The organism is Peteryoungia ipomoeae, from assembly GCF_004912165.1.
GTDB lineage: Bacteria > Pseudomonadota > Alphaproteobacteria > Rhizobiales > Rhizobiaceae > Allorhizobium > Allorhizobium ipomoeae.
Map to the genome: position 1 here is coordinate 597263 of NZ_STGV01000001.1, position 19016 is coordinate 616278.

At 60.4% G+C, this 19016-nt stretch carries 15 protein-coding genes; 9 read left to right on the top strand and 6 right to left on the bottom strand.

The window, feature by feature from the left end:
* Positions 1-28: 28 nt before the first annotated feature.
* The 5 genes from FAA97_RS02850 (at position 29) to FAA97_RS02870 (ending at position 6218) form a co-directional block, all read left to right on the top strand.
* Positions 29-1102, top strand: a complete 1074-nt coding sequence (locus FAA97_RS02850) for a BMP family ABC transporter substrate-binding protein (RefSeq protein ID WP_136597007.1) — start codon at positions 29-31, stop codon at positions 1100-1102.
* A gap of 144 nt (positions 1103-1246) precedes the next feature.
* The gene (locus FAA97_RS02855; protein WP_136597008.1) at positions 1247-1996 is read left to right on the top strand and encodes a FadR/GntR family transcriptional regulator; all 750 of its coding nucleotides are present in this window, start codon (positions 1247-1249) and stop codon (positions 1994-1996) included.
* Between the two features lie 79 nt (positions 1997-2075).
* Entirely contained in the window at positions 2076-3437 is a 1362-nt protein-coding gene (gene glmU / locus FAA97_RS02860; protein ID WP_136597009.1) for a bifunctional UDP-N-acetylglucosamine diphosphorylase/glucosamine-1-phosphate N-acetyltransferase GlmU, read from the top strand.
* Positions 3438-3566: 129 nt separating this feature from the next.
* Positions 3567-5393: a glutamine--fructose-6-phosphate transaminase (isomerizing) gene (glmS, locus tag FAA97_RS02865; RefSeq protein ID WP_136597010.1), complete on the top strand. Its 1827-nt coding sequence runs from the start codon at positions 3567-3569 to the stop codon at positions 5391-5393.
* A 96-nt stretch (positions 5394-5489) separates the two neighbouring features.
* A complete protein-coding gene (locus FAA97_RS02870; RefSeq protein ID WP_136597011.1) occupies positions 5490-6218 on the top strand; it encodes a DUF502 domain-containing protein in 729 nt (242 codons plus the stop codon).
* 12 nt (positions 6219-6230) lie between these two features.
* Here the strand turns inward: FAA97_RS02870 and recG are convergent, their stop codons facing one another.
* Positions 6231-8336, bottom strand: coding sequence for an ATP-dependent DNA helicase RecG (gene recG / locus FAA97_RS02875; RefSeq protein WP_136597012.1), 2106 nt, complete (start codon positions 8334-8336; stop codon positions 6231-6233).
* A gap of 95 nt (positions 8337-8431) precedes the next feature.
* Here recG and FAA97_RS02880 point away from each other — a divergent pair, with 95 nt between their 5' ends.
* Complete coding sequence (locus FAA97_RS02880; protein ID WP_136597013.1) at positions 8432-8737, top strand: FAD assembly factor SdhE; 306 nt, start codon at positions 8432-8434, stop codon at positions 8735-8737.
* 13 nt (positions 8738-8750) lie between these two features.
* On the top strand, positions 8751-12257 hold the full coding sequence (gene mfd / locus FAA97_RS02885; protein WP_206109946.1) for a transcription-repair coupling factor: 3507 nt from the start codon (positions 8751-8753) through the stop codon (positions 12255-12257).
* A gap of 7 nt (positions 12258-12264) precedes the next feature.
* Here mfd and FAA97_RS02890 read toward each other — a convergent pair whose 3' ends face one another.
* The 4 genes from FAA97_RS02890 to FAA97_RS02905 form a co-directional block, all read right to left on the bottom strand.
* Complete coding sequence (locus FAA97_RS02890) at positions 12265-12747, bottom strand: GNAT family N-acetyltransferase (protein ID WP_136597015.1); 483 nt, start codon at positions 12745-12747, stop codon at positions 12265-12267.
* A gap of 9 nt (positions 12748-12756) precedes the next feature.
* On the bottom strand, positions 12757-13689 hold the full coding sequence (locus FAA97_RS02895; RefSeq protein WP_136597016.1) for a DMT family transporter: 933 nt from the start codon (positions 13687-13689) through the stop codon (positions 12757-12759).
* 61 nt (positions 13690-13750) lie between these two features.
* Positions 13751-14422, bottom strand: coding sequence for a DsbA family oxidoreductase (locus tag FAA97_RS02900; RefSeq protein WP_136597017.1), 672 nt, complete (start codon positions 14420-14422; stop codon positions 13751-13753).
* A 95-nt stretch (positions 14423-14517) separates the two neighbouring features.
* Complete coding sequence (locus FAA97_RS02905; RefSeq protein WP_136597692.1) at positions 14518-16299, bottom strand: extracellular solute-binding protein; 1782 nt, start codon at positions 16297-16299, stop codon at positions 14518-14520.
* Positions 16300-16591: 292 nt separating this feature from the next.
* On the opposite strand from FAA97_RS02905, the gene FAA97_RS02910 reads away from it, so the two are divergent.
* Positions 16592-17215, top strand: coding sequence for an invasion associated locus B family protein (locus tag FAA97_RS02910; RefSeq protein WP_136597018.1), 624 nt, complete (start codon positions 16592-16594; stop codon positions 17213-17215).
* Between the two features lie 75 nt (positions 17216-17290).
* On the opposite strand, the gene hspQ is transcribed toward FAA97_RS02910, so the two are convergent.
* A complete protein-coding gene (hspQ, locus tag FAA97_RS02915; protein WP_136597019.1) occupies positions 17291-17620 on the bottom strand; it encodes a heat shock protein HspQ in 330 nt (109 codons plus the stop codon).
* A 530-nt stretch (positions 17621-18150) separates the two neighbouring features.
* Here hspQ and FAA97_RS02920 point away from each other — a divergent pair.
* Positions 18151-19014 (top strand): hypothetical protein, encoded by an 864-nt coding sequence (locus tag FAA97_RS02920; protein ID WP_136597020.1) that lies wholly within the window; start codon positions 18151-18153, stop codon positions 19012-19014.
* The last annotated feature ends 2 nt before the right edge of the window (positions 19015-19016 follow it).

Sequence of the window (19016 nt, forward strand, 5' to 3'; positions counted from 1 at the left end):
ATTCAACCTAACCAGACAGGGGAAAACCATGAGACACTTCCTTCTTGCGCTGACGGCATCCGTCGCCGCGGTCCTTTCCACGGCCGCGCCATCGGTCGCACAAGACAAGACCAAGATCTGCTTCATCTATGTCGGCTCGAAGACCGATGGCGGCTGGACGCAGGCCCATGATATCGGCCGTCAGGAGTTGCAGGCGCATTTCGGTGACAAGATCGAAACGCCGTTCCTTGAAAACGTGCCGGAAGGCCCGGATGCCGAACGCGCCATCGAGCGCATGGCGCGCTCCGGCTGCGCCATGGTCTACACGACCTCGTTTGGCTTCATGGAAGCGACGGTCAAGGTTGCCGAGAAATTCCCGGACGTGAAGTTCGAGCATGCCACCGGCTACAAGGCAGCAGCCAACCTTGCGACCTACAATTCCCGTTTCTATGAAGGCCGCTACATCAACGGCCAGATCGCCGGAAAGATGTCGAAGACCGGCACCGCCGGCTACATCGCCTCCTTCCCGATCCCGGAAGTGGTCGGCGGCATCAACGCATTCCTGTTGGGTGCGCGCAGCGTCAACCCGGAATTCAAGCTCAAGGTGATCTGGGTCAACACCTGGTTCGACCCCGGCAAGGAAGCCGATGCGGCCAAGGCGCTGATCGACCAGGGCGTGGATATCCTGACCCAGCACACCGACACGACGGCGCCGATGCAGGTGGCCGAAGAGCGTGGCATCAAGGCCTTCGGCCAGGCTTCGGACATGATCAAGGCGGGTCCGACCTCGCAGCTGAGCTCGATCATCGATACCTGGGGTGCGTATTACATCAAGCGCGCGCAGGCCGTTCTCGATGGGACCTGGGAATCGCAGCAGACCTTTGACGGCCTGAAGGACGGCATCCTGACCATGGCGCCGTACACCAACATGCCGGAAGACGTGAAGGAAATGGCACTCGCAACCGAAGCCAAGATCAAGTCTGGCGAGCTGAAGCCGTTTACCGGCCCGGTCAACAAGCAGGACGGCAGCGTCTGGCTGAAGGAAGGCGAATCGGCTGACGACGGCACCATCCTCGGCATGAACTTCTACGTCGAGGGCGTGGACGACAAGCTGCCGCAGTAAAGCGGACCAGAACAAGCAATGAAAGCAAGGGGTGCCATGGGCGCCCCTTGTGACTCCAAATCATGTGAACGCACAGCCAAGCGTTCTTCACGCCGCCAAGACTCTCCTGTACCGGTACAATTTAGAAAGACGGAAGAGGCGGCGATGCGCAGAGAAGACATCAGGGGGCTTAGGCTCGGCACCGAGTTGCGCACGACGCATGCCAAGGTTGTCGAGGAGATCGGGCTCTCGATCGTTGGCGGAAAATATCCCGTGGGAGCCGTCCTGCCGGGCGATCAGGCGCTTGAGTCACAATTCGATGTGTCGCGCTCTGTTTTGCGCGAGGCGATGAAGACCCTGACAGCGAAGGGGTTGATCGTGGCAAAATCGCGCGTTGGGACACGCGTGCGCGAACAGTGTCACTGGAACCTGCTCGATGAGGATGTGCTGCGTTGGCACTTCAACGTCGGCGTCACGCCCGACTTCGTCGAGCAGCTCTACGATGTCAGACTGCTACTGGAGCCCGCCGCCGCCGCCGCTGCAGCTATGCGGGCAACGCCGGAGGATTGCGACGAGCTGCGCGGTTATGCCCTGCAGCTGGGCTCCGAAGCGATCTCGCTGCAGGAGAGGGTCGAGGCGGATCTGCGCTTTCATATCCTTCTTACCTTGCTGTCGGGCAACATATTCTACGATGGTATGCTTGGTTTCATAAAATCGGCACTTGAGGGTGCTTTGAAGATTTCCCTGTCACCAGACCTTGCCGCGCGGCGCCACAATATCGTCGAGGCGCATCTCGCCATCGTCGAGGCCGTCGAGCGACGCGATCCGGAAGCGGCGCGCGCCACGACGCAGGCCGTGGTCGAGGGGGGGCGGTCGACGGCACTGGCCGGAATTCTCGCAATCGCCAAGGGCTGACGGGCGATCCGATATCGCTTGCGGCGGAAGCGGCGCAAGGCTACTGAAATCCCGAATAATTCTTGCCTGGAGCCACTGCATGAGCCGTACCTGCCTCGCCGTCGTTCTCGCCGCTGGCGACAGCACGCGCATGAAATCCTCGATGTCGAAGGTCCTGCATCCGGTTGGCGGTCGGCCGATGATCGCGCATGTGATGGCATCGCTGGCGCAGTCGGATATCTCAGATGTTGCGCTGGTCCTCGGGCGGGATGCCGAGCGCGTTGCGGCGGCGGCCCGGGTAGACGGGCTTGCGGTTGAAAGCTTCCTTCAGACCGAACGCCGCGGCACCGGCCATGCTGTGCTGATGGCGGAGGCGGCGATTTCTCGCGGCTACGACCAGATCCTTGTGGCCTATGGCGACGTTCCCTTGATTACCGCAGCGCCGCTGAAGGCGGCGCGCGCGGCATTGGACACAGGGGCTGACGTTGCCGTTATCGGCTTTCACACCGAAAATCCGACCGGCTATGGCCGTTTGCTGGTTGAAAACGGTGAGCTGGTCGCAATCCGCGAGGAAAAGGATGCCTCCGACGAAGAGCGGCTCGTCACCTGGTGCAATAGTGGGCTGCTCGCGATCAATGGAGACAAGGCGCTTGATCTCCTGAAACGCATTGGCAACAGCAATGCCAAGGGCGAATTCTATTTGACCGACATCGTCGAAATCGCTCGGTCGCTGGGTGGTCGGGTTGTCGCGGTCGATGCTCCGGAAAGCGAATTGACCGGCTGCAACAACCGCGCCGAACTTGCCTATATCGAGGCGATCTGGCAGCAGCGCCGCCGCCACGAGGTGATGATATCAGGTGTCTCGATGATCGCGCCTGAGACGGTTTTCCTGAGCTATGACACAGTGATTGGACAGGATGCCGTGATCGAGCCGAATGTGGTCTTTGGTCCGGGTGTCACGGTGGAGGGCGGCGCGGTCATCCATGCGTTCTCGCATCTCGAAGGTTGCCATGTGGCGGCAGGCGCGACGGTTGGCCCATTTGCACGGCTTCGTCCCGGCGCCAATCTGGCCGAAGGCGCCAAGGTTGGAAACTTCTGCGAGGTGAAGAAGGCCGAGATCGGCAAGGGCGCCAAAGTCAACCACCTGACCTATATCGGCGATGCCGTGGTCGGAGCGGAGACGAATATCGGTGCCGGTACGATCACCTGCAATTATGACGGCGTCAACAAGCATGAGACGCGGATTGGGGCAGGGGCATTCATCGGCTCGAATTCTTCCCTTGTTGCCCCTGTTTCGATCGGCGATGGGGCGCTCATTGCCTCGGGCAGCGTCATCACCGAGGACGTCCCTGCTGACGCGCTGGCCTTCGGTCGCGCGCGACAGGAGGTGAAGGCGGGGCGGGCTGCCCTGGTGCGCGAGCGTAATCTGGCGATCAAGGCTGCAAAAAAGACCAAATCCTAAATTGGTATCACCAATCGTGATGCTGCGTTGCATTACGAGACGAAATGCAATTTGACAGCCGATGCGATTGCCAATCCTGCCGGAGACGATAGGAAGGTCCGCAAGTTCTGAAGTATTACGGAGAAGTTTATGTGCGGTATTGTCGGCATCGTCGGGGTCAAGCCGGTGGCGGAGCGTCTGGTCGATGCGTTGAAGCGGCTGGAATATCGCGGTTATGACTCCGCCGGTGTTGCGACAATCCATGACAACAAGTTGGATCGCCGTCGCGCCGAGGGCAAGCTGTTCAATCTCGAGACCAAACTTGCCGGCGAGCCGCTGCCTGGCCTGATCGGGATCGCGCATACGCGCTGGGCGACGCATGGCGTACCGAACGAAACCAACGCCCATCCGCATTTCGTCGACGGCGTCGCCGTCGTGCACAATGGCATTATCGAGAACTTTGCCGAGATCAAGGAAGAGCTTGGCGCCGAGGGGGCGATCTTCGTTACCCAGACCGACACCGAGGTTGTGGCTCAGCTTCTGGCGAAGTATCGCCGGCAGGGGCTTGGTCGCCGCGAAGGCATGCATGAAATGCTGCGTCACGTAACCGGCGCCTATGCGCTCGCGGTCATCTTCGAGGATGATCCGTCGACGATCATGGCAGCACGCTCGGGCCCGCCGCTTGCCGTCGGTTATGGCGATGGCGAGATGTTCCTCGGCTCGGATGCCATTGCACTTTCGCCTTTCACCAACCGTATCGCCTATCTGCAGGATGGCGACTGGGCTGTCCTCGGGCGCGACGGCGCGCAGATTTTCGATCTTGCGGGCAACCGCGTCGAGCGACCGATCCAGATCTCGTCTGCCACGGCCTACATGATCGACAAGGGCAATCATCGCCACTTCATGGAGAAGGAAATCTACGAGCAGCCGGAGGTGATCTCCCACGCGCTGTCGCATTACGTGGATTTTGCCGAGCAGAAGGTGCGCCCGGTGGATGCCGGTATCGACTTTGCCAATCTGCGCGGGCTTGCAATTTCCGCATGCGGCACTGCCTATCTGGCCGGTCTCGTCGGCAAGTACTGGTTCGAGCGATATGCACGTTTGCCGGTGGAGATCGACGTCGCCTCGGAGTTTCGCTATCGCGAAATGCCGCTGAGTAGGGACCAGGCGGCACTCTTCATATCGCAGTCGGGCGAGACGGCCGATACGCTTGCCTCTCTGCGCTATTGCAAGGACAACGGCTTGAAAATCGGAGCTGTCGTCAATGTCAAGGAATCGACGATTGCGCGGGAAGCCGATGCAGTCTTCCCGATCCTCGCCGGTCCGGAAATCGGTGTCGCGTCGACCAAGGCCTTTACCTGTCAGCTTGCCGTACTCGCTTCGCTTGCCGTTTCGGCGGGCCGGGCGCGGGGAACTTTGAGCGAGGCTGACGAGAAGCAGCTCGTGCACAGCCTGATCGAGATGCCGCGCATCATGAGCAAGGTCATCAATGCCGTGCAGCCGCAGATCGAGTCCCTGTCGCGGGATCTCTCGAAGTTCAAGGACGTGCTTTATCTCGGCCGCGGCACCAGCTATCCGCTGGCGCTGGAGGGGGCTCTGAAGCTCAAGGAGATCTCCTATATCCATGCGGAGGGTTATGCGGCCGGCGAATTGAAGCATGGCCCGATCGCGCTCATCGACGAGAACATGCCGGTCATCGTGATTGCACCCTTCGATCGCTTCTTCGAGAAGACCGTGTCGAACATGCAGGAGGTTGCCGCGCGCGGCGGCCGAATCATCTTCATCACCGACGAGAAGGGTGCGGCCGCTTCCAAGCTCGAGACCATGGCAACGATCGTGCTGCCGGAAGTGGCCGAGATCATTTCGCCGATGATCTACTCGATCCCGATTCAGTTGCTCGCCTATCACACGGCGGTTTTCATGGGCACGGACGTCGATCAGCCACGCAATCTGGCAAAGTCGGTCACGGTCGAGTGATCCCTGAGGCCGGGCGCAGGTTGCACTTTTCCTTGCGCCCGGAAGCAGGCTTGGGCATTGTCCGGGTGATTTGGCACTGCACAATGATGGCCCGACATGACGGACTCGATTGACAGGATCTCGCTGGCAACCCGCCTCAGGAACAACTTCCTGACGGGGCTGATCATCTGCGCGCCGATGGCAATCACCATCTATCTGACCTGGACCTTCATCCATTGGGCCGATAGTTGGGTGAAACCCTATTTGCCTGACCGCTACAATCCTGAGGCCTATCTCAAATTTGCCGTTCCAGGCACCGGCTTGCTGATTGCGATCCTTTTCATCACGCTGGTTGGGTTTCTGGGGCGTAACCTTATCGGGCGCTCGATCGTCTCCTACAGCGAGAACATCCTCAATCGCATGCCGCTGGTGCGAACCGTCTACAAAAGCACCAAGCAGATTTTCGAGACGGTGCTCAAGGAGCAGGGCAATTCCTTCAAGAAAGTGGGGCTGATCGAGTTTCCGCGTGCCGGAACCTGGGCACTGGTCTTCGTGTCCACCGATGCCAAGGGGGAAATTGCGGCAAAGCTGAATGCCAATGGCGAGGAGATGGTCGCCGTCTTTCTGGCACCGACGCCGGTTCCGACGGCTGGTTTCCTGATGTTCGTGCCGCGCAGCAAGTTGATGTTGCTCGACATGACTCCGGAAGAAGGCGTTAAACTCCTGATCAGTGCCGGTCTCGTCACGCCTGAGCACAAGCCGAACCTTGCCGATGCGATGACGGCTTTTGCCGATCTGCCGGCCGAGGATGAGGCCGTGTCTGTAAAAACGTCGAAGGCGCGGTAAAGCGCGCTTGCCTTAACCCGCATGCAGGAATCGGATCGCCTCGTCGCGGCGGTGGAGATAGAGCAGCGTGCGCACCGCTTCACCCCGTTGACTGGTCAGTTCCGGATCGCGGTCAAGCAGATAAGCTGCATCCTTGCGCGCGATTTCCAGGAGATCGCCATGATGCTCGAGGCTTGCGATTTTGAAGCCCGGGGTGCCGGATTGGCGGGTGCCGAGAAGCTCGCCTTCGCCACGCAATTTCAGGTCTTCCTCGGCAATCAGGAAGCCGTCCTCCGAATCGCGCAGGATGGAGAGGCGGGCCTTTCCCGTTTCGCCGAGCGGGCCCTTGTAGAGCAGGATGCAGCTTGAGGCTTCGTCGCCACGTCCGACGCGGCCACGCAACTGGTGCAATTGCGCAAGGCCGAATCGCTCGGCGTGTTCGATCACCATGATCGTGGCATCGGGAACGTCGACGCCGACTTCGACCACGGTGGTGGCGACCAGCAGGCGGGTTTCGCCGTTCTTGAAGGCGAGCATCGCGGCGTCCTTTTCCGCACCCGCCATGCGTCCGTGCACCAGTCCGATCGGCGCCTTAATGAACTGTTGCAGCACGGCTCGCCGTTCATCGGCGGACATGAGCTCGCTTTCTTCCGTTTCCTCCACCAGCGGGCATATCCAATAGGCTTTCTTGCCTTCCGCAATGGCAGCCCGCAGACGCTCGATGACATCGGGCACGCGTTCGGTCGGCACCGTTACCGTCTGGATCGGTTTTCTGCCGGCGGGCTTTTCGGTGAGCTTGGAGACGTCCATGTCGCCAAACGCCGCCAGCACCAGGGTTCGCGGGATCGGCGTTGCCGTCATCACCAGCATGTGCGGCGATAGTCCCTTGGCAGTGAGGCGCAACCGTTGATGCACGCCGAAGCGATGCTGTTCGTCGACGACGGCCAAAGTCAGGTTGCGGTAGGTGACTGTATCCTGGAACAGCGCATGGGTGCCGATGACGATCTGCGTTTCGCCGGAAGCGATGCGTTCGAGAATGGCGTCTCGCTCCTTCCCCTTGGTCCGGCCGGTCAGGACGTCGATCTTGAGGTCTGCGGCAGCGCTAAGGCGGGAGAGTGTGGCATGGTGCTGGCGGGCGAGGATCTCTGTCGGCGCCATCAGCACGGCCTGTCCACCGGCTTCCACCGCGGCGGCCATGGCAAACAGGGCGACCAGCGTCTTGCCGGCGCCGACATCGCCCTGAACGAGACGCAGCATGCGTTGGTCGGATGCCATGTCCTTCAGAATGTCGGCGATGGCGGCCAGCTGGCTGTTGGTCGGCGTAAAGGGAAGGGCTGTCCGAATCTTGTCGCTGAGTGCGCCGGTTGGCCGGATGGGGATGCCCGGCACGCGTCGCAGCTTCTGCCGGACGAGTGCCAGCGAGACCTGGCCCGCCAGGAATTCGTCATAGGCGAGCCTTCGGCGTGCCGGGGCCTGCGGGTCGATGTCCTTTTCGTCGCGCGGATGGTGCAGGGCGACAAGACTGTCGCGGACGCTTGTGAAGCCTTGCCTGGTCGCGAGCGCATCATCGGCCCATTCGGTAAAATCGGGCGTCTTTTCGAGAGAGGCTTCGATGGCCTTGCGCAGGACCTTCGGAGAGAGACCGGCAGTCAGCGGATAGACAGGCTCGACCAGCGGCAGGTTCTCGGCCTCGCTCGCTTTCAGCATGAAATCGGGATGGACCATGGAGGCACGGCCGTTGAACCAGTCGACTTTGCCGGAGACCATGAAGACCTCGTCGAGCGGCAAGGCCTTTTCCAGCCAGTTGCCCTTGACCTTGAAGAAGGTCAGCGCCAGTTCACCGGTCTCGTCGTGCAGCATGACGCGATAGGGCAGATTGCTCTTGCCGCTTGGCGGCGGCAGGTGCCGGTCGACACGGCCTGTGATGGTCACCAGCGAGCCCTGGTTTGCATAAGCGATGCCGGGTTGATGACGGCGGTCGATCAGGCGGTGTGGTGCGAGCCACAAGAGATCGAGAACCCGAGCATCCTCGCCTTCGTCACGACCGACAAGGGTTGCCAGCAGCTGTGCGACCTTGGGGCCGACACCAGGCAGGGACGAAACGGAGGCGAAAAGGGGATCAAGATGGTTTGGACGCATGACGCGGGCAAAATGCCTTGCAAAATGCCGGCTTGGCAAGCTGACAATTTCACAAGCCTGCTCTATAGAAGCGCAACGAGACGAAGGATGGCGAAATGACTGGACTGGTGAGAAGCAGTGTCGACCTCGATCCCCGTCGGCGGCGCATCCTGTTCCGCTGCTGGCATCGCGGGATCCGCGAGATGGACCTGATGCTGGGACAGTTCTGCGAGGCCGAGATCGCCGATCTGAGCGAAGCCGATCTTGACGAGCTGGAACGGATCATGGCCGAAGAGGACAATGACCTCGTTCGCTACATTACGGGTGCCGAACCCGTGCCGGCACATCTGCAGACGCCGCTGTTTGAGCGGATCGCGGCCCTTCGTCCGCATTTCTCGCCTGTCGTTGCGGATGCAAATTGAGAAGTAGGCCCTGATGTCCCTGATCGATGTGAAGCGGATTGTCGATGCGCAATCGGCTCTGACGCTTTCCCATGTGCCGGATGGCATGGACGCCTTTATCCTTGCGGACCTCGCGCGGCAGGGCAAGCCGGTTGCCTATGTGGTCTCGGATGGGCAACGGCTGCAGAACATCGAGCAGACGCTGGGCTTTGCCGCACCGGATATTCCTGTCCTGACACTGCCCGCCTGGGATTGCCTGCCCTATGACCGTGTGTCGCCATCGGCCGATGTCTCGGCGCGGCGCCTTGCGGCGCTGTCAGGGCTGATTGCGCTTTATCTCAATCCGCATCCGGCGATCGTGCTCGTGACAGTCAATGCCATGCTGCAGAAGGTGGCACCGGCCGATGTGATCGACAGTCTCGGCTTTTCGGCGAAACCCGGCAACCAGGTGCGCATGGATGATGTGGCGGCAAGGCTCGAGCGCAATGGCTTCGACCGGGTTGCAACGGTGCGTGAGGTCGGCGAGTTTGCCGTGCGCGGCGGTATCCTCGACGTTTTCGTGCCGGGATCGGAAGAGCCTGTTCGCCTCGACTTCTTCGGAGATACGCTCGAAAGCATCCGGTCTTTTGATCCGGCAAGCCAGCGCACCATCGGCCAGGTGCGGTCCCTCGACCTGAACCCGATGAGCGAGGTGACGCTGACGCCGGAAAGCATCGCTCGGTTCCGCAAGAACTATCTGTCGCTGTTCGGCGCTGCGACGCGGGATGATGCACTCTACGCAGCCGTCTCCGAGGGGCGCCGCTATGCGGGCATGGAGCATTGGTTGCCGATGTTCTATGACCAGCTGGAGACCACCTTCGACTATCTGCGTGGGTTCCGCATGGTCACCGATCATACCGTGCGTGAGGCTGCCGAAGAACGGGCCAAGCTGATCCGTGACTATTACGAGGCACGTCTCAACAGCGCGACGCCCGGCAAGGGGCACCTGGCCCAGGGCACGCCCTACAAGCCGGTGCCGCCGGAACGGCTCTATCTCGGTGCGGCGGAATTCGGCCGCGCGCTGGATGCGTTCGATCCGATCCGCATCACGCCATTTGCCGAGCACGGGGGTGAAAGCCGCCTGGTGATCGAGGTCGATGCGCGACCCACGCCGCGCTGGGCGAAGACCGCCAATGAAGCGGGCGAGGCCGAGAGCGGTCGAGTGAATGTATTCGAGCAAGCGGTCAAATACGTCGCCGACAAGCGCGCGATGGGTGCCAAGGTGATCCTGTCCGGCTGGTCTGAAGGCTCGCTTGACCGACTGTTGCAGGTTCTAAACGAGCATGGCCTGGAGCGGCTGGTGCCGGTTGGGTCCTTGAAGGATGTCGCCAAGCTGAAGATAGGCGAGGCGGGCACCGCCGTCCTCAGCCTCGAAGGCGGCTTCGAGGCGGGTAAGCTGATCATCGTCGGTGAGCAGGACATTCTCGGCGACCGCATGGTCCGGCGGTCGAAGCGCCGCAAGCGTGCGTCAGACTTCATCTCGGAAGTCGCGAGCATCGACGAAGGCTCAATCGTCGTACATGCCGAGCACGGGATCGGGCGTTTCATCGGGCTGAGAACGATCGAGGCTGCCGGCGCGCCGCGTGCCTGCCTCGAACTGCAATATGCCGATGACGCTAAACTCTTTCTGCCGGTGGAGAACATCGATCTCTTGTCGCGCTATGGCGGCGAGGCAACCGAGGTACAGCTCGACAAGCTTGGCGGTGGCGCCTGGCAGATGCGCAAGGCCAAGCTGAAGAAGCGGCTCCTCGACATGGCCGGTGCGCTGATCAAGATCGCCGCCGAACGGATGACCCGCTCGGCGCCTGTGCTGACGACGCAGGAAGGGCTCTACGACGAATTCGCGGCTCGCTTCCCGTATGACGAGACGGAAGACCAGGAGAACGCCATCGAAGCGGTGCGCTCGGATCTGGGGCAGGGCCGACCGATGGACCGCTTGATTTGCGGCGACGTCGGCTTCGGCAAGACGGAAGTTGCGCTGCGCGCGGCCTTCATCGCCGCGATGAACGGCATCCAGGTCGCCGTGGTGGTGCCGACGACGCTGCTTGCGCGCCAGCATTTCAAGACTTTTTCGGAGCGCTTCCGGGGCCTGCCGATCCGCGTGCAGCAGGCATCGCGCCTTGTCGGCACCAAGGAACTCAACCTCGTCAAGAAGGAGGTGGCCGACGGCAAGACCGACATCGTCGTCGGGACCCATGCGCTGCTCGGCTCTGGCATCAGCTTTGCCAATCTCGGCCTCCTGATCATCGATGAGGAGCAGCACTTCGGCGTCAAGCACAAGGAGCGGCTGAAGGAGCTGAAATCCGACGTGCATGTGTTGACGCTGTCGGCGACGCCCATTCCGCGCACGCTGCAGCTGGCGATGACCGGTGTCCGCGAGCTGTCTTTGATTACCACGCCACCCGTCGACCGGATGGCGGTCCGCACCTTCATCTCGCCCTTCGATCCGCTCGTCATTCGAGAGACGCTGATGCGCGAGCATTATCGCGGCGGCCAGAGTTTCTATGTCTGCCCACGTCTGGCCGATCTCGCCGACATCAAGGCCTTCCTCGATGAAAACGTGCCGGAGCTGAAGGTCGCGCTCGCGCATGGGCAGATGGCGGCGGGCGAGCTCGAAGACATCATGAATGCCTTTTACGAAGGCCGCTACGATGTGCTGCTGTCGACGACCATTGTCGAATCGGGGCTCGATGTGCCGACGGCCAATACGCTGATCGTTCACCGCGCCGACATGTTCGGCCTGGCCCAGCTCTACCAGATCCGCGGCCGCGTCGGCCGTTCCAAGGTCCGTGCCTTTGCGCTTTTGACCCTGCCGGTCAACAAGGTGCTGACCCAGAGTGCGGAACGACGGCTGAAGGTATTGCAATCGCTCGACACACTCGGCGCCGGCTTTCAGTTGGCAAGCCATGACTTGGACATCCGGGGCGCGGGCAACCTGCTTGGCGAGGAACAGTCCGGCCACATCAAGGAAGTCGGCTTCGAGCTTTACCAGCAGATGCTCGAGGAGGCCGTGGCCGAAGTGAAGGGTATCGACGAAGTCGTCGACACCGGCTGGTCGCCGCAGATCCAGGTCGGGACCTCGGTGATGATTCCGGAGACCTATGTACCCGATCTCCATCTGCGCATGGCGCTCTATCGCCGCCTCGGCGAACTGGACGATCTGCGCGAGATCGACGGTTTCGGCGCCGAACTGATCGACCGCTTCGGCCCACTGCCGATCGAGGTGCAGCATCTCTTGAAGGTGGTCTATATCAAGGCGCTCTGCCGCACGGCCAATGTCGAGAAACTGGAGGCGGGTCCGAAGGGCGTCGTCGTGCAGTTCCGCGGCAAGCAATTTCCCAACCCGGCAGCGCTGGTCGGCTTCATCGCCAAGCAGGGGACAATGGCGAAGATCCGCCCCGATCACAGCGTGTTCCTGACGCGCGACCTGCCGACGCCGGAAAAGCGGTTGTCGGGCGCGGCGGTCGTGATGACGCACCTGGCGGAGTTGGCGAAGGGCTGAGGGCGCCCTAGCCGATGCGTGGTGCGATGCGGCGGATCTGGAAGCCGGTTTTGTTCTGCTCGAAACCCGCAGACCGGTAGACGCCAAGTGTCTCGGTCTTGGTTGAGCCGGTCAACAGCATTACCTTATAGCAGCCATGATCCCAGGCGGCTGAAACGGCATGTTGCAGTGTGGCGCGACCGTAACCGCGTCCACGATGCTGAGAACCGGTGACTACATTCTCGATCAAGGCATAAGGCTGGCCGCCCCGAGTTAGATTGGGGAGGACAATCAACGTACAGGTACTGACAATGGTCTGGTCGAGAACGCCGACATGCACCGCGCTGCCGGGAATGCGTCCGAGAGCATCGAGATGCGTTTCTGCTGCATCGACTGATAACTCGACATCATCGGGGTTCAGATCGCGGTAAAGCGGCAGGAGTCCAGGTAGGTCAGCTCGGTCCGCCAATCGCACGAAAAGCTGTCTCTGGTCAGACGAATCCGGTTTCATTGATATGTCTCAGTCGCCCTCTTGCGGCTTGATCGCCAGCGCCGCATCCGATTTGCCGGCAACTGGTGGCGGGAGCGGCGTGTCGCGCTTGCGCTCGCGGATCAGGGTGAGCAGGCCGGAGCCGACGATGAGCACGATGCCGACACCCATGGGCCAGTCGACCTTGTCGCCGAAGATGACGTAACCGAAGAGAATGGCCCAGAGCATCTGGCTGTACTGGATCGGTCCGACAATCGGGGCAGGGGCGTAGAAGGAGGCGAGCATCATGAAGACATTGCCGACGGCTGCGAGAATGCCGAAGGCCGCAAGCAGCGTCAGATCGTAACCGCTCGGCATGTGCAGATCGGGCAGCGAAAGCAGCGCGCAGAGCACGATGTTGCCAATGAGGCCCGCGCCGAAGAGCGAAATGTTCTTTTCCTTCGGCCCCATGGCACGGAAGATGACGATGGAGACGCCGCCGGTAAAGCCGGAGATCAGGGCCGTCAGATGACCGAATTCGAGCTCGCGGAAACCGGGACGCAGCACGACGAGTACCCCGAGGAAGCCGATGATGACGGCGGCCCAGCGCTTTATGCCGACCTGCTCCTTGAGGAAGATGACGGAAAGGATTGTCGCGAAGCTCGGCAGCAGGAAAATCAGGCAGAAAGCTTCCGCCATCGGCAATTCTGTGAACGAGATGATGCTGGTGACGGTGCCGATTGCCGCGCAGGCGAAGCGCAGCCACCAAAGCGGCCAGTTGCTGCTGCGCACGAGGTCCGTCCAGCGATCGCCGCGCTTCATCAAAAAGGGGATGGCGAGGATGCCGAAGAGGCTGCCGATCAGCCCTGCCTCGAAGGCCGGGACGCGCCCATCGACCAGTTTGACGGCGGCGTCGCTAAAGGCATAGGCAGCAAAACAAATGAGGGCGAGTATGACGCCCTTGAAGGTGGTGTCTGATGACAAGGTATTTGATCCCGGGGAGAGGCTATTTATCACCCCGGGATAGGCTGGTTCGCCAAGGTGGTCAATTCAGATTGCGCATTGCCTCGCGCTTGGCCTTGGCGATTTCACGCAGCGCATTGGCGAGTTCTTCCGGCGGCTGGGCGCCCGAGACGGCGTATTGCTGATCGAAGATGAAGAAGGGCACGCCGTTGACGCCCATCTGCTTGGCGGCCTCGACTTCCGCCAGCACGTGGTCGACATCCGCATCGCCTGAAAGCAGCGATTCGATGACTGCCCGCGACAGACCGGCCTCGGCGGCGATATCGAGAAGAACTGTCTGGTCGCCGATATTGCGGCCCTGCTCGAAATTGGCCTTGAACAGAAGGTCGACGACTTTGGTCTGTGCTTCGCGGCTTTCCTGGCCGGCCCAATGGATCAAGCGGTGGGCATCAAGCGTGTTCGGCCCGACTTTGATCGCGTCGAAATCGAAATAGATGCCGACTTCGGCGCCAAGCTGGCGCAGATGCGCGTGGGCGCGATCCATCTGCTCCTTGCCGCCGAGCTTCTTTGCCAACTCGACCTGATGCTCGACACCTTCCGGCGGGTAATCCGGATTGAGCTGGTAGGGGCGCCAGTTGACGTCGATGCCGATTTCGTCCTGCACTTCGGCAATGGCAAGATCAAGCCGGGCCTTGCCGAGATAGCACCAGGGGCAAACGACGTCGGAGACGAGGTCGATGGTGATTCGGTCCATGGGTATTCCTCTTCTGCTGCAACGAAACCGTTGCTGTCTCTCCAGACTCGTGTGCCCGGAACCGCGGCTCACACCGTCAGCGGTCGCCTTAGCCGCTATTGGACGCGCGCGTCAAACCATGTGGGGCGCTGGTAGCCGTAAAGCGGCTGTTTGTCCGGCCTGCCAATATGTTTCCAGCGGGCGACCCACTGTTCTCCAATATGATAAAGCGGCACAACATAATGCCCTGCGACAAGCAGACGGTCATAGGCCCTGACGGCTGCTGTGAAATCGTCCGCGCTACGGGCCTGGAGCAGGGCCTCGATCATCCGGTCGATGTCCGGATCGGCAACGCCGGCATAGTTGAAGCTGCCGTTTGCGTCGCGGGATTGAGAGCCCCAACGATTGAGTTGCTCGGCGCCCGGCGACAGCGAGGACGTATAGGACATGATGACCATATCATAATCGAAGCTGTTGGAGCGCGCCTGATACTGGGCGTCATCAACCGTTCGGATTGCCATGTCGATCCCGATCAGCTTGAGGCTGCGCTGGAAGGCCAGCGCCATCTTCTCCTGGCCTTCGTTTTTGCTCATGACCTCGAAGCTCAGCGGTCGACCGTCCTTGTCCAGCATCTTGCCGCCGGAGATCTTGTAGCCGGCTTCACCCAGCAGTTTGACGGCTTTCCCCAATGCTTTCCGGTCGCCGCCGGAGCCGTCGGTGGCGGACTGCGTGTAGGTGCCAGCGAGAATTTCGGGGGGAAGCCTGTCTTTCGCAGGCCCGAGCAATGCGAGTTCCCGCTCGTCGGCGGCATTGCCATGGGCACCGAGGCTGGAATTTTGCCAGTAGCTTTGGGTCCGGGTAAAGGCGCTACCGAACAGGGTTTTGTTCAGCCACTCGAAATCGAAGGCGACCGACAGAGCCTCGCGGACTTTCGGATCGGCGAAGACAGGACGGCGGGTGTTGAAGACAAATCCCAGCATGCCGGTTGGCAAGCCAGGTTTCACCGTCTCCTTGATCACGTCGCCATTCTGCGCCGCGGGGAAATCATAGGCGCGTGCCCAATGGGTCGCGTCTCCGTCGGGATAGACGTCGATGGCGCCCTTCTTGAAGGCTTCGAACAGTGTCGCCTCCTGGAGGAAATAGGTCACGGTAATCTGGTCGTAATTGTCGAAACCCACCTTGGCCGGAATGTCCTTGGCCCAATAATTCGGATCGCGTTCCCAAGTCACCTTGTCACCGGGCTTCAGCTCCTTGATCTTGTAAGGGCCGGAACCGACAGGAATGCCGAGACCGCCCTGATCGAATTTCTCCGGATCGATGGCATGTTTGGGCAGGACGGGGGTGGCGGTCGCAAAGATCAGCGGCGTTTCGCGGTTGGCCTTGTCGTTGAAGGTGAACTTAACCCCGTGCTCGCCGATCTTTTCCATCTTGTCGACACCAGCCAGGCGGCTGCTGAAGGGCGGGCGGCCTTTGTCGCGCAATAGCTCGTAGGTGAAGATGACATCCTCCGGGGTCACGGGCTTGCCATCGCTCCAACGCGCGGCGGGATCCAGGTTGAACTGGACATAGGTCCGGTCCTCGTCCCACTCGACCGTTTTGGCAAGGAGACCGTAGAGGCTGAAAGGCTCGTCCGCCGATCGGGTCATCAGCGTCTCATAGAGGAGGTTGCCGAATTCGGGGTCCCAGATGCCGCGGGCGCTGGTGCGCATGCCTTTCAAGACGAAAGGATTGACGGCGTCGAAGGTGCCAACGACACCATAATTGATCGTGCCACCTTTCTTTACTGCTGGGTTCACGTAAGAGAAATGCTGAAAATCGCTGGAGAGGGCCGGTTCGCCATGCATTGCAATGCCGTGGCGCGGTTGAGCTGCGACAGACGTCGCAAGTGAAAGACACATCAGCGTATAGACGAGGCGACGCACCGGGTTCTCCTCCAGTATGGAATCCTAATTTGCATGCAAGCTAGCATGGCGACCACAAAACCAACACATCGCGGTGAGAATTAGACGCGGTGAATCGATCCCGCAGCAAAGAAATGCTGGATATTCCTGCCGCCAGCATGTAACAGGTGCGACGATCGCCAGGTCATGCATTTGCCTTATTTGGGCGACAGGTCACCGGCATGCAGGATCGGTCAACGACGCGGCGGACAATGCCGCGCGACAGGGGCTTTCAGGAGACGGAATACCAATGATGTTCAATTTTAAGAATGTAACGCGGACCGCACTGTCTGCACTGGCTCTCGGCGTCGCGGCAACCTCCGCACCGGTTGCAGTCCAGGCGCAGGAAGCAGCACCAGCCAAGTGGTTCAAGACCTGCTCGAAGCAGGAAGACTCTGACGTCTGCGTCGTGCAGAACCAGATCGTTGCCGCCAACGGCCAGCTCATCACCGCCGTCGGCCTGATCACGGTCGAGGGCAAGGTGAACCGCAAGCTCTTGCAGGTGACCGTTCCTTCGGCTCGCCTGATCCCGCCGGGCATCCTGATGCAGATCGACGGCGCGGAAGGCACCAAGGTTGACTACGCTGTCTGCCTGCCGGATCGCTGCACCGCAGAAATCCCGCTGACCGACGCCATCATCGCCAATCTGAAGAAGGGTCAGGAAGTCGTCTTCACGTCGATCAACTTCCGTCGTGCCCCCAACCCGATCAAGATTCCGCTGGAAGGGTTCACCAGCGCATTTGACGGTGAAGCGATGACACAGTCTCAGGCTGAAGAGCGTCAGCGCCTGCTTCAGGAAGCCATGCAGCAGAAGATGGAAGAGCGTAGCAAGGCAATCAACGACGCCCAGAACGCTGCCAAGACAAGCAACTGAACCAACTCAGTCTTTGACACGAACAAAAGCCCGCGCCTGATGGAAGGCGCGGGCTTTTTGCTGTCCAGGTGCTGGTCAATGGGCGAAGTTCATTTTCGGCTTGTAGTGCCCGCGCGGTTCAATCTCGAAGATCTGGTGCACATGCGGATTGCGCAATGGAATGCCGCTGGTATCGGCTTCAAGATTTTGCTCGGAGACATAAGCGACGTATTCCGTTTCCTCGTTCTCCGCGAGCAAGTGGTAGAAGGGCTGATCCTTGCGAGGCCGGATATCGGCAGGAATTGAGTTCCACCATTCTTCCGTGTTGGAGAATTCCGGATCGACGTCGAAAATGACGCCGCGAAACGGAAATGCCTTGTGGCGGACGACGTCACCAATACCGAACTTAGCGTTTCTGTGTTTCATGGCTTTCATCCTTTCCCAAGTTAGGTGGTGAAGTGCCCCCTTGATTTCAAGGGTGGTGCGCTGCTCGGGCCGTGAGGCTGAGGGCGGCGATGTCTCAATTTGCGATGAGTCGATGGCTTGATAGCCGAGAGAACCCCCATCAGCGCAAGCGCGTGCTATTCTGGGTGGAAATAAAGCGCTAAAACACGTAAATATAAATAGATCGTAATTTAATAAAGCCCGCATAAATTAGACTTTATATTGTTCAGGATGAAAACTCACAGTCTACTTTGTGTCCTGCATCACAGGCGGAAGGGGTCAACACCGTGTTTTTCCTAGAACTTCCGGGGGTGTTGCGTTAGTGTCGTGCACATAAATTCGCCAAAATCTGGTGTGTCATTGTGGGTTGCGATCTGCGAGTTAACTCTAAATCAGTAATCGCGTGCTAATTTCAGACATGCAAACTTGTGGAGCGCAGAGTACTTCGCTAAGAACACCGCAATTAACAAGGGGTAAAGTAGTTGCGTACTCGTTGGGAAGAAGACTCTGTCGTGGCACAGGGCCATCATCGTAAATTTTCTATACTGCCGCTTGCTTTGGGCATGGCGGTGCCGGTTGCTTTCATCGCGGGAGCTGCCATCACGAGCTACATCAGCATGGAGCCGGAGAAGCCGGCCCAATCTGAGGTTGCGTCTGCCGGGCAGGGTTCGTCGGACACCAGCGGTCTCTTGTGGACGCTTGATGAGCAGAAGCGCTGTGCAGTCGAAGTTGAGGCTGCGCGGACTGATCTGACCTCGCTTAGGCAGCAGGTCGAGACGCTGCAGTCGCAGATCATCGTTGCGACCCGCGAGAAGGAGGAGGCTGACCGCAAGGTGGCGTCCGCTCTTGCAGGTAAGGCTGCCGCGGAGGCCGAGGCTGCTCGCGCCATGACTGCTGCTGCGACCGAGATGTCCGATCGTCTGGCGTCGGCTTCTGCTGCTCCATCTGGTGGCAGCGCTGTCAGTGCGCTGGCTGAAGACAAGTCCACTCGCACGCCTGCGCTTGAGTCGATTTCCGGTAGTGTCGCTGAAACTGAGGCGCAATCGAATTCGGCTGGTGGCGTGACGGGCACCAGTGTCTCTGAGCCGCAGCCGAACAGTTCCTTCTCGGGCATGACGGCAGCTGTCACCGAAACGCCGCCGGAGCTTGCTTCTTCGGCTGGTCGCGCGCTGACGCCTCGCTCTGCATTGGCGGTCTCGGATGTGCTTGGCAAGGCCCCTGGTCTCTCCGGTTTGAGCGAGACGTCGAGATCTGATCTGGAAGCCCGCCTGGTGCGCGGGGAGTGCGTTTCAAGCAGTCTTGCCAGCGCGTTTAATAACCACGTTCCTGTCGTTCCGTTGCGTGACCTCATTCGCAACCTAGACAGCGACTGCTGATC

What these genes read in the sequence shown, in the direction of transcription:
- glmS (WP_136597010.1), top strand. Translation starts at nt 3,567, where the DNA reads ATGTGCGGTATTGTCGGCATCGTCGGGGTCAAGCCGGTGGCGGAGCGT.
- FAA97_RS02855 (WP_136597008.1), top strand. Translation starts at nt 1,247, where the DNA reads ATGCGCAGAGAAGACATCAGGGGGCTTAGGCTCGGCACCGAGTTGCGC.
- FAA97_RS02905 (WP_136597692.1), bottom strand. Translation starts at nt 16,299, where the DNA reads ATGTGTCTTTCACTTGCGACGTCTGTCGCAGCTCAACCGCGCCACGGC.
- FAA97_RS02910 (WP_136597018.1), top strand. Translation starts at nt 16,592, where the DNA reads ATGATGTTCAATTTTAAGAATGTAACGCGGACCGCACTGTCTGCACTG.
- recG (WP_136597012.1), bottom strand. Translation starts at nt 8,336, where the DNA reads ATGCGTCCAAACCATCTTGATCCCCTTTTCGCCTCCGTTTCGTCCCTG.
- FAA97_RS02850 (WP_136597007.1), top strand. Translation starts at nt 29, where the DNA reads ATGAGACACTTCCTTCTTGCGCTGACGGCATCCGTCGCCGCGGTCCTT.
- FAA97_RS02880 (WP_136597013.1), top strand. Translation starts at nt 8,432, where the DNA reads ATGACTGGACTGGTGAGAAGCAGTGTCGACCTCGATCCCCGTCGGCGG.
- FAA97_RS02870 (WP_136597011.1), top strand. Translation starts at nt 5,490, where the DNA reads ATGACGGACTCGATTGACAGGATCTCGCTGGCAACCCGCCTCAGGAAC.
- hspQ (WP_136597019.1), bottom strand. Translation starts at nt 17,620, where the DNA reads ATGAAACACAGAAACGCTAAGTTCGGTATTGGTGACGTCGTCCGCCAC.
- glmU (WP_136597009.1), top strand. Translation starts at nt 2,076, where the DNA reads ATGAGCCGTACCTGCCTCGCCGTCGTTCTCGCCGCTGGCGACAGCACG.
- FAA97_RS02900 (WP_136597017.1), bottom strand. Translation starts at nt 14,422, where the DNA reads ATGGACCGAATCACCATCGACCTCGTCTCCGACGTCGTTTGCCCCTGG.
- mfd (WP_206109946.1), top strand. Translation starts at nt 8,751, where the DNA reads ATGTCCCTGATCGATGTGAAGCGGATTGTCGATGCGCAATCGGCTCTG.
- FAA97_RS02890 (WP_136597015.1), bottom strand. Translation starts at nt 12,747, where the DNA reads ATGAAACCGGATTCGTCTGACCAGAGACAGCTTTTCGTGCGATTGGCG.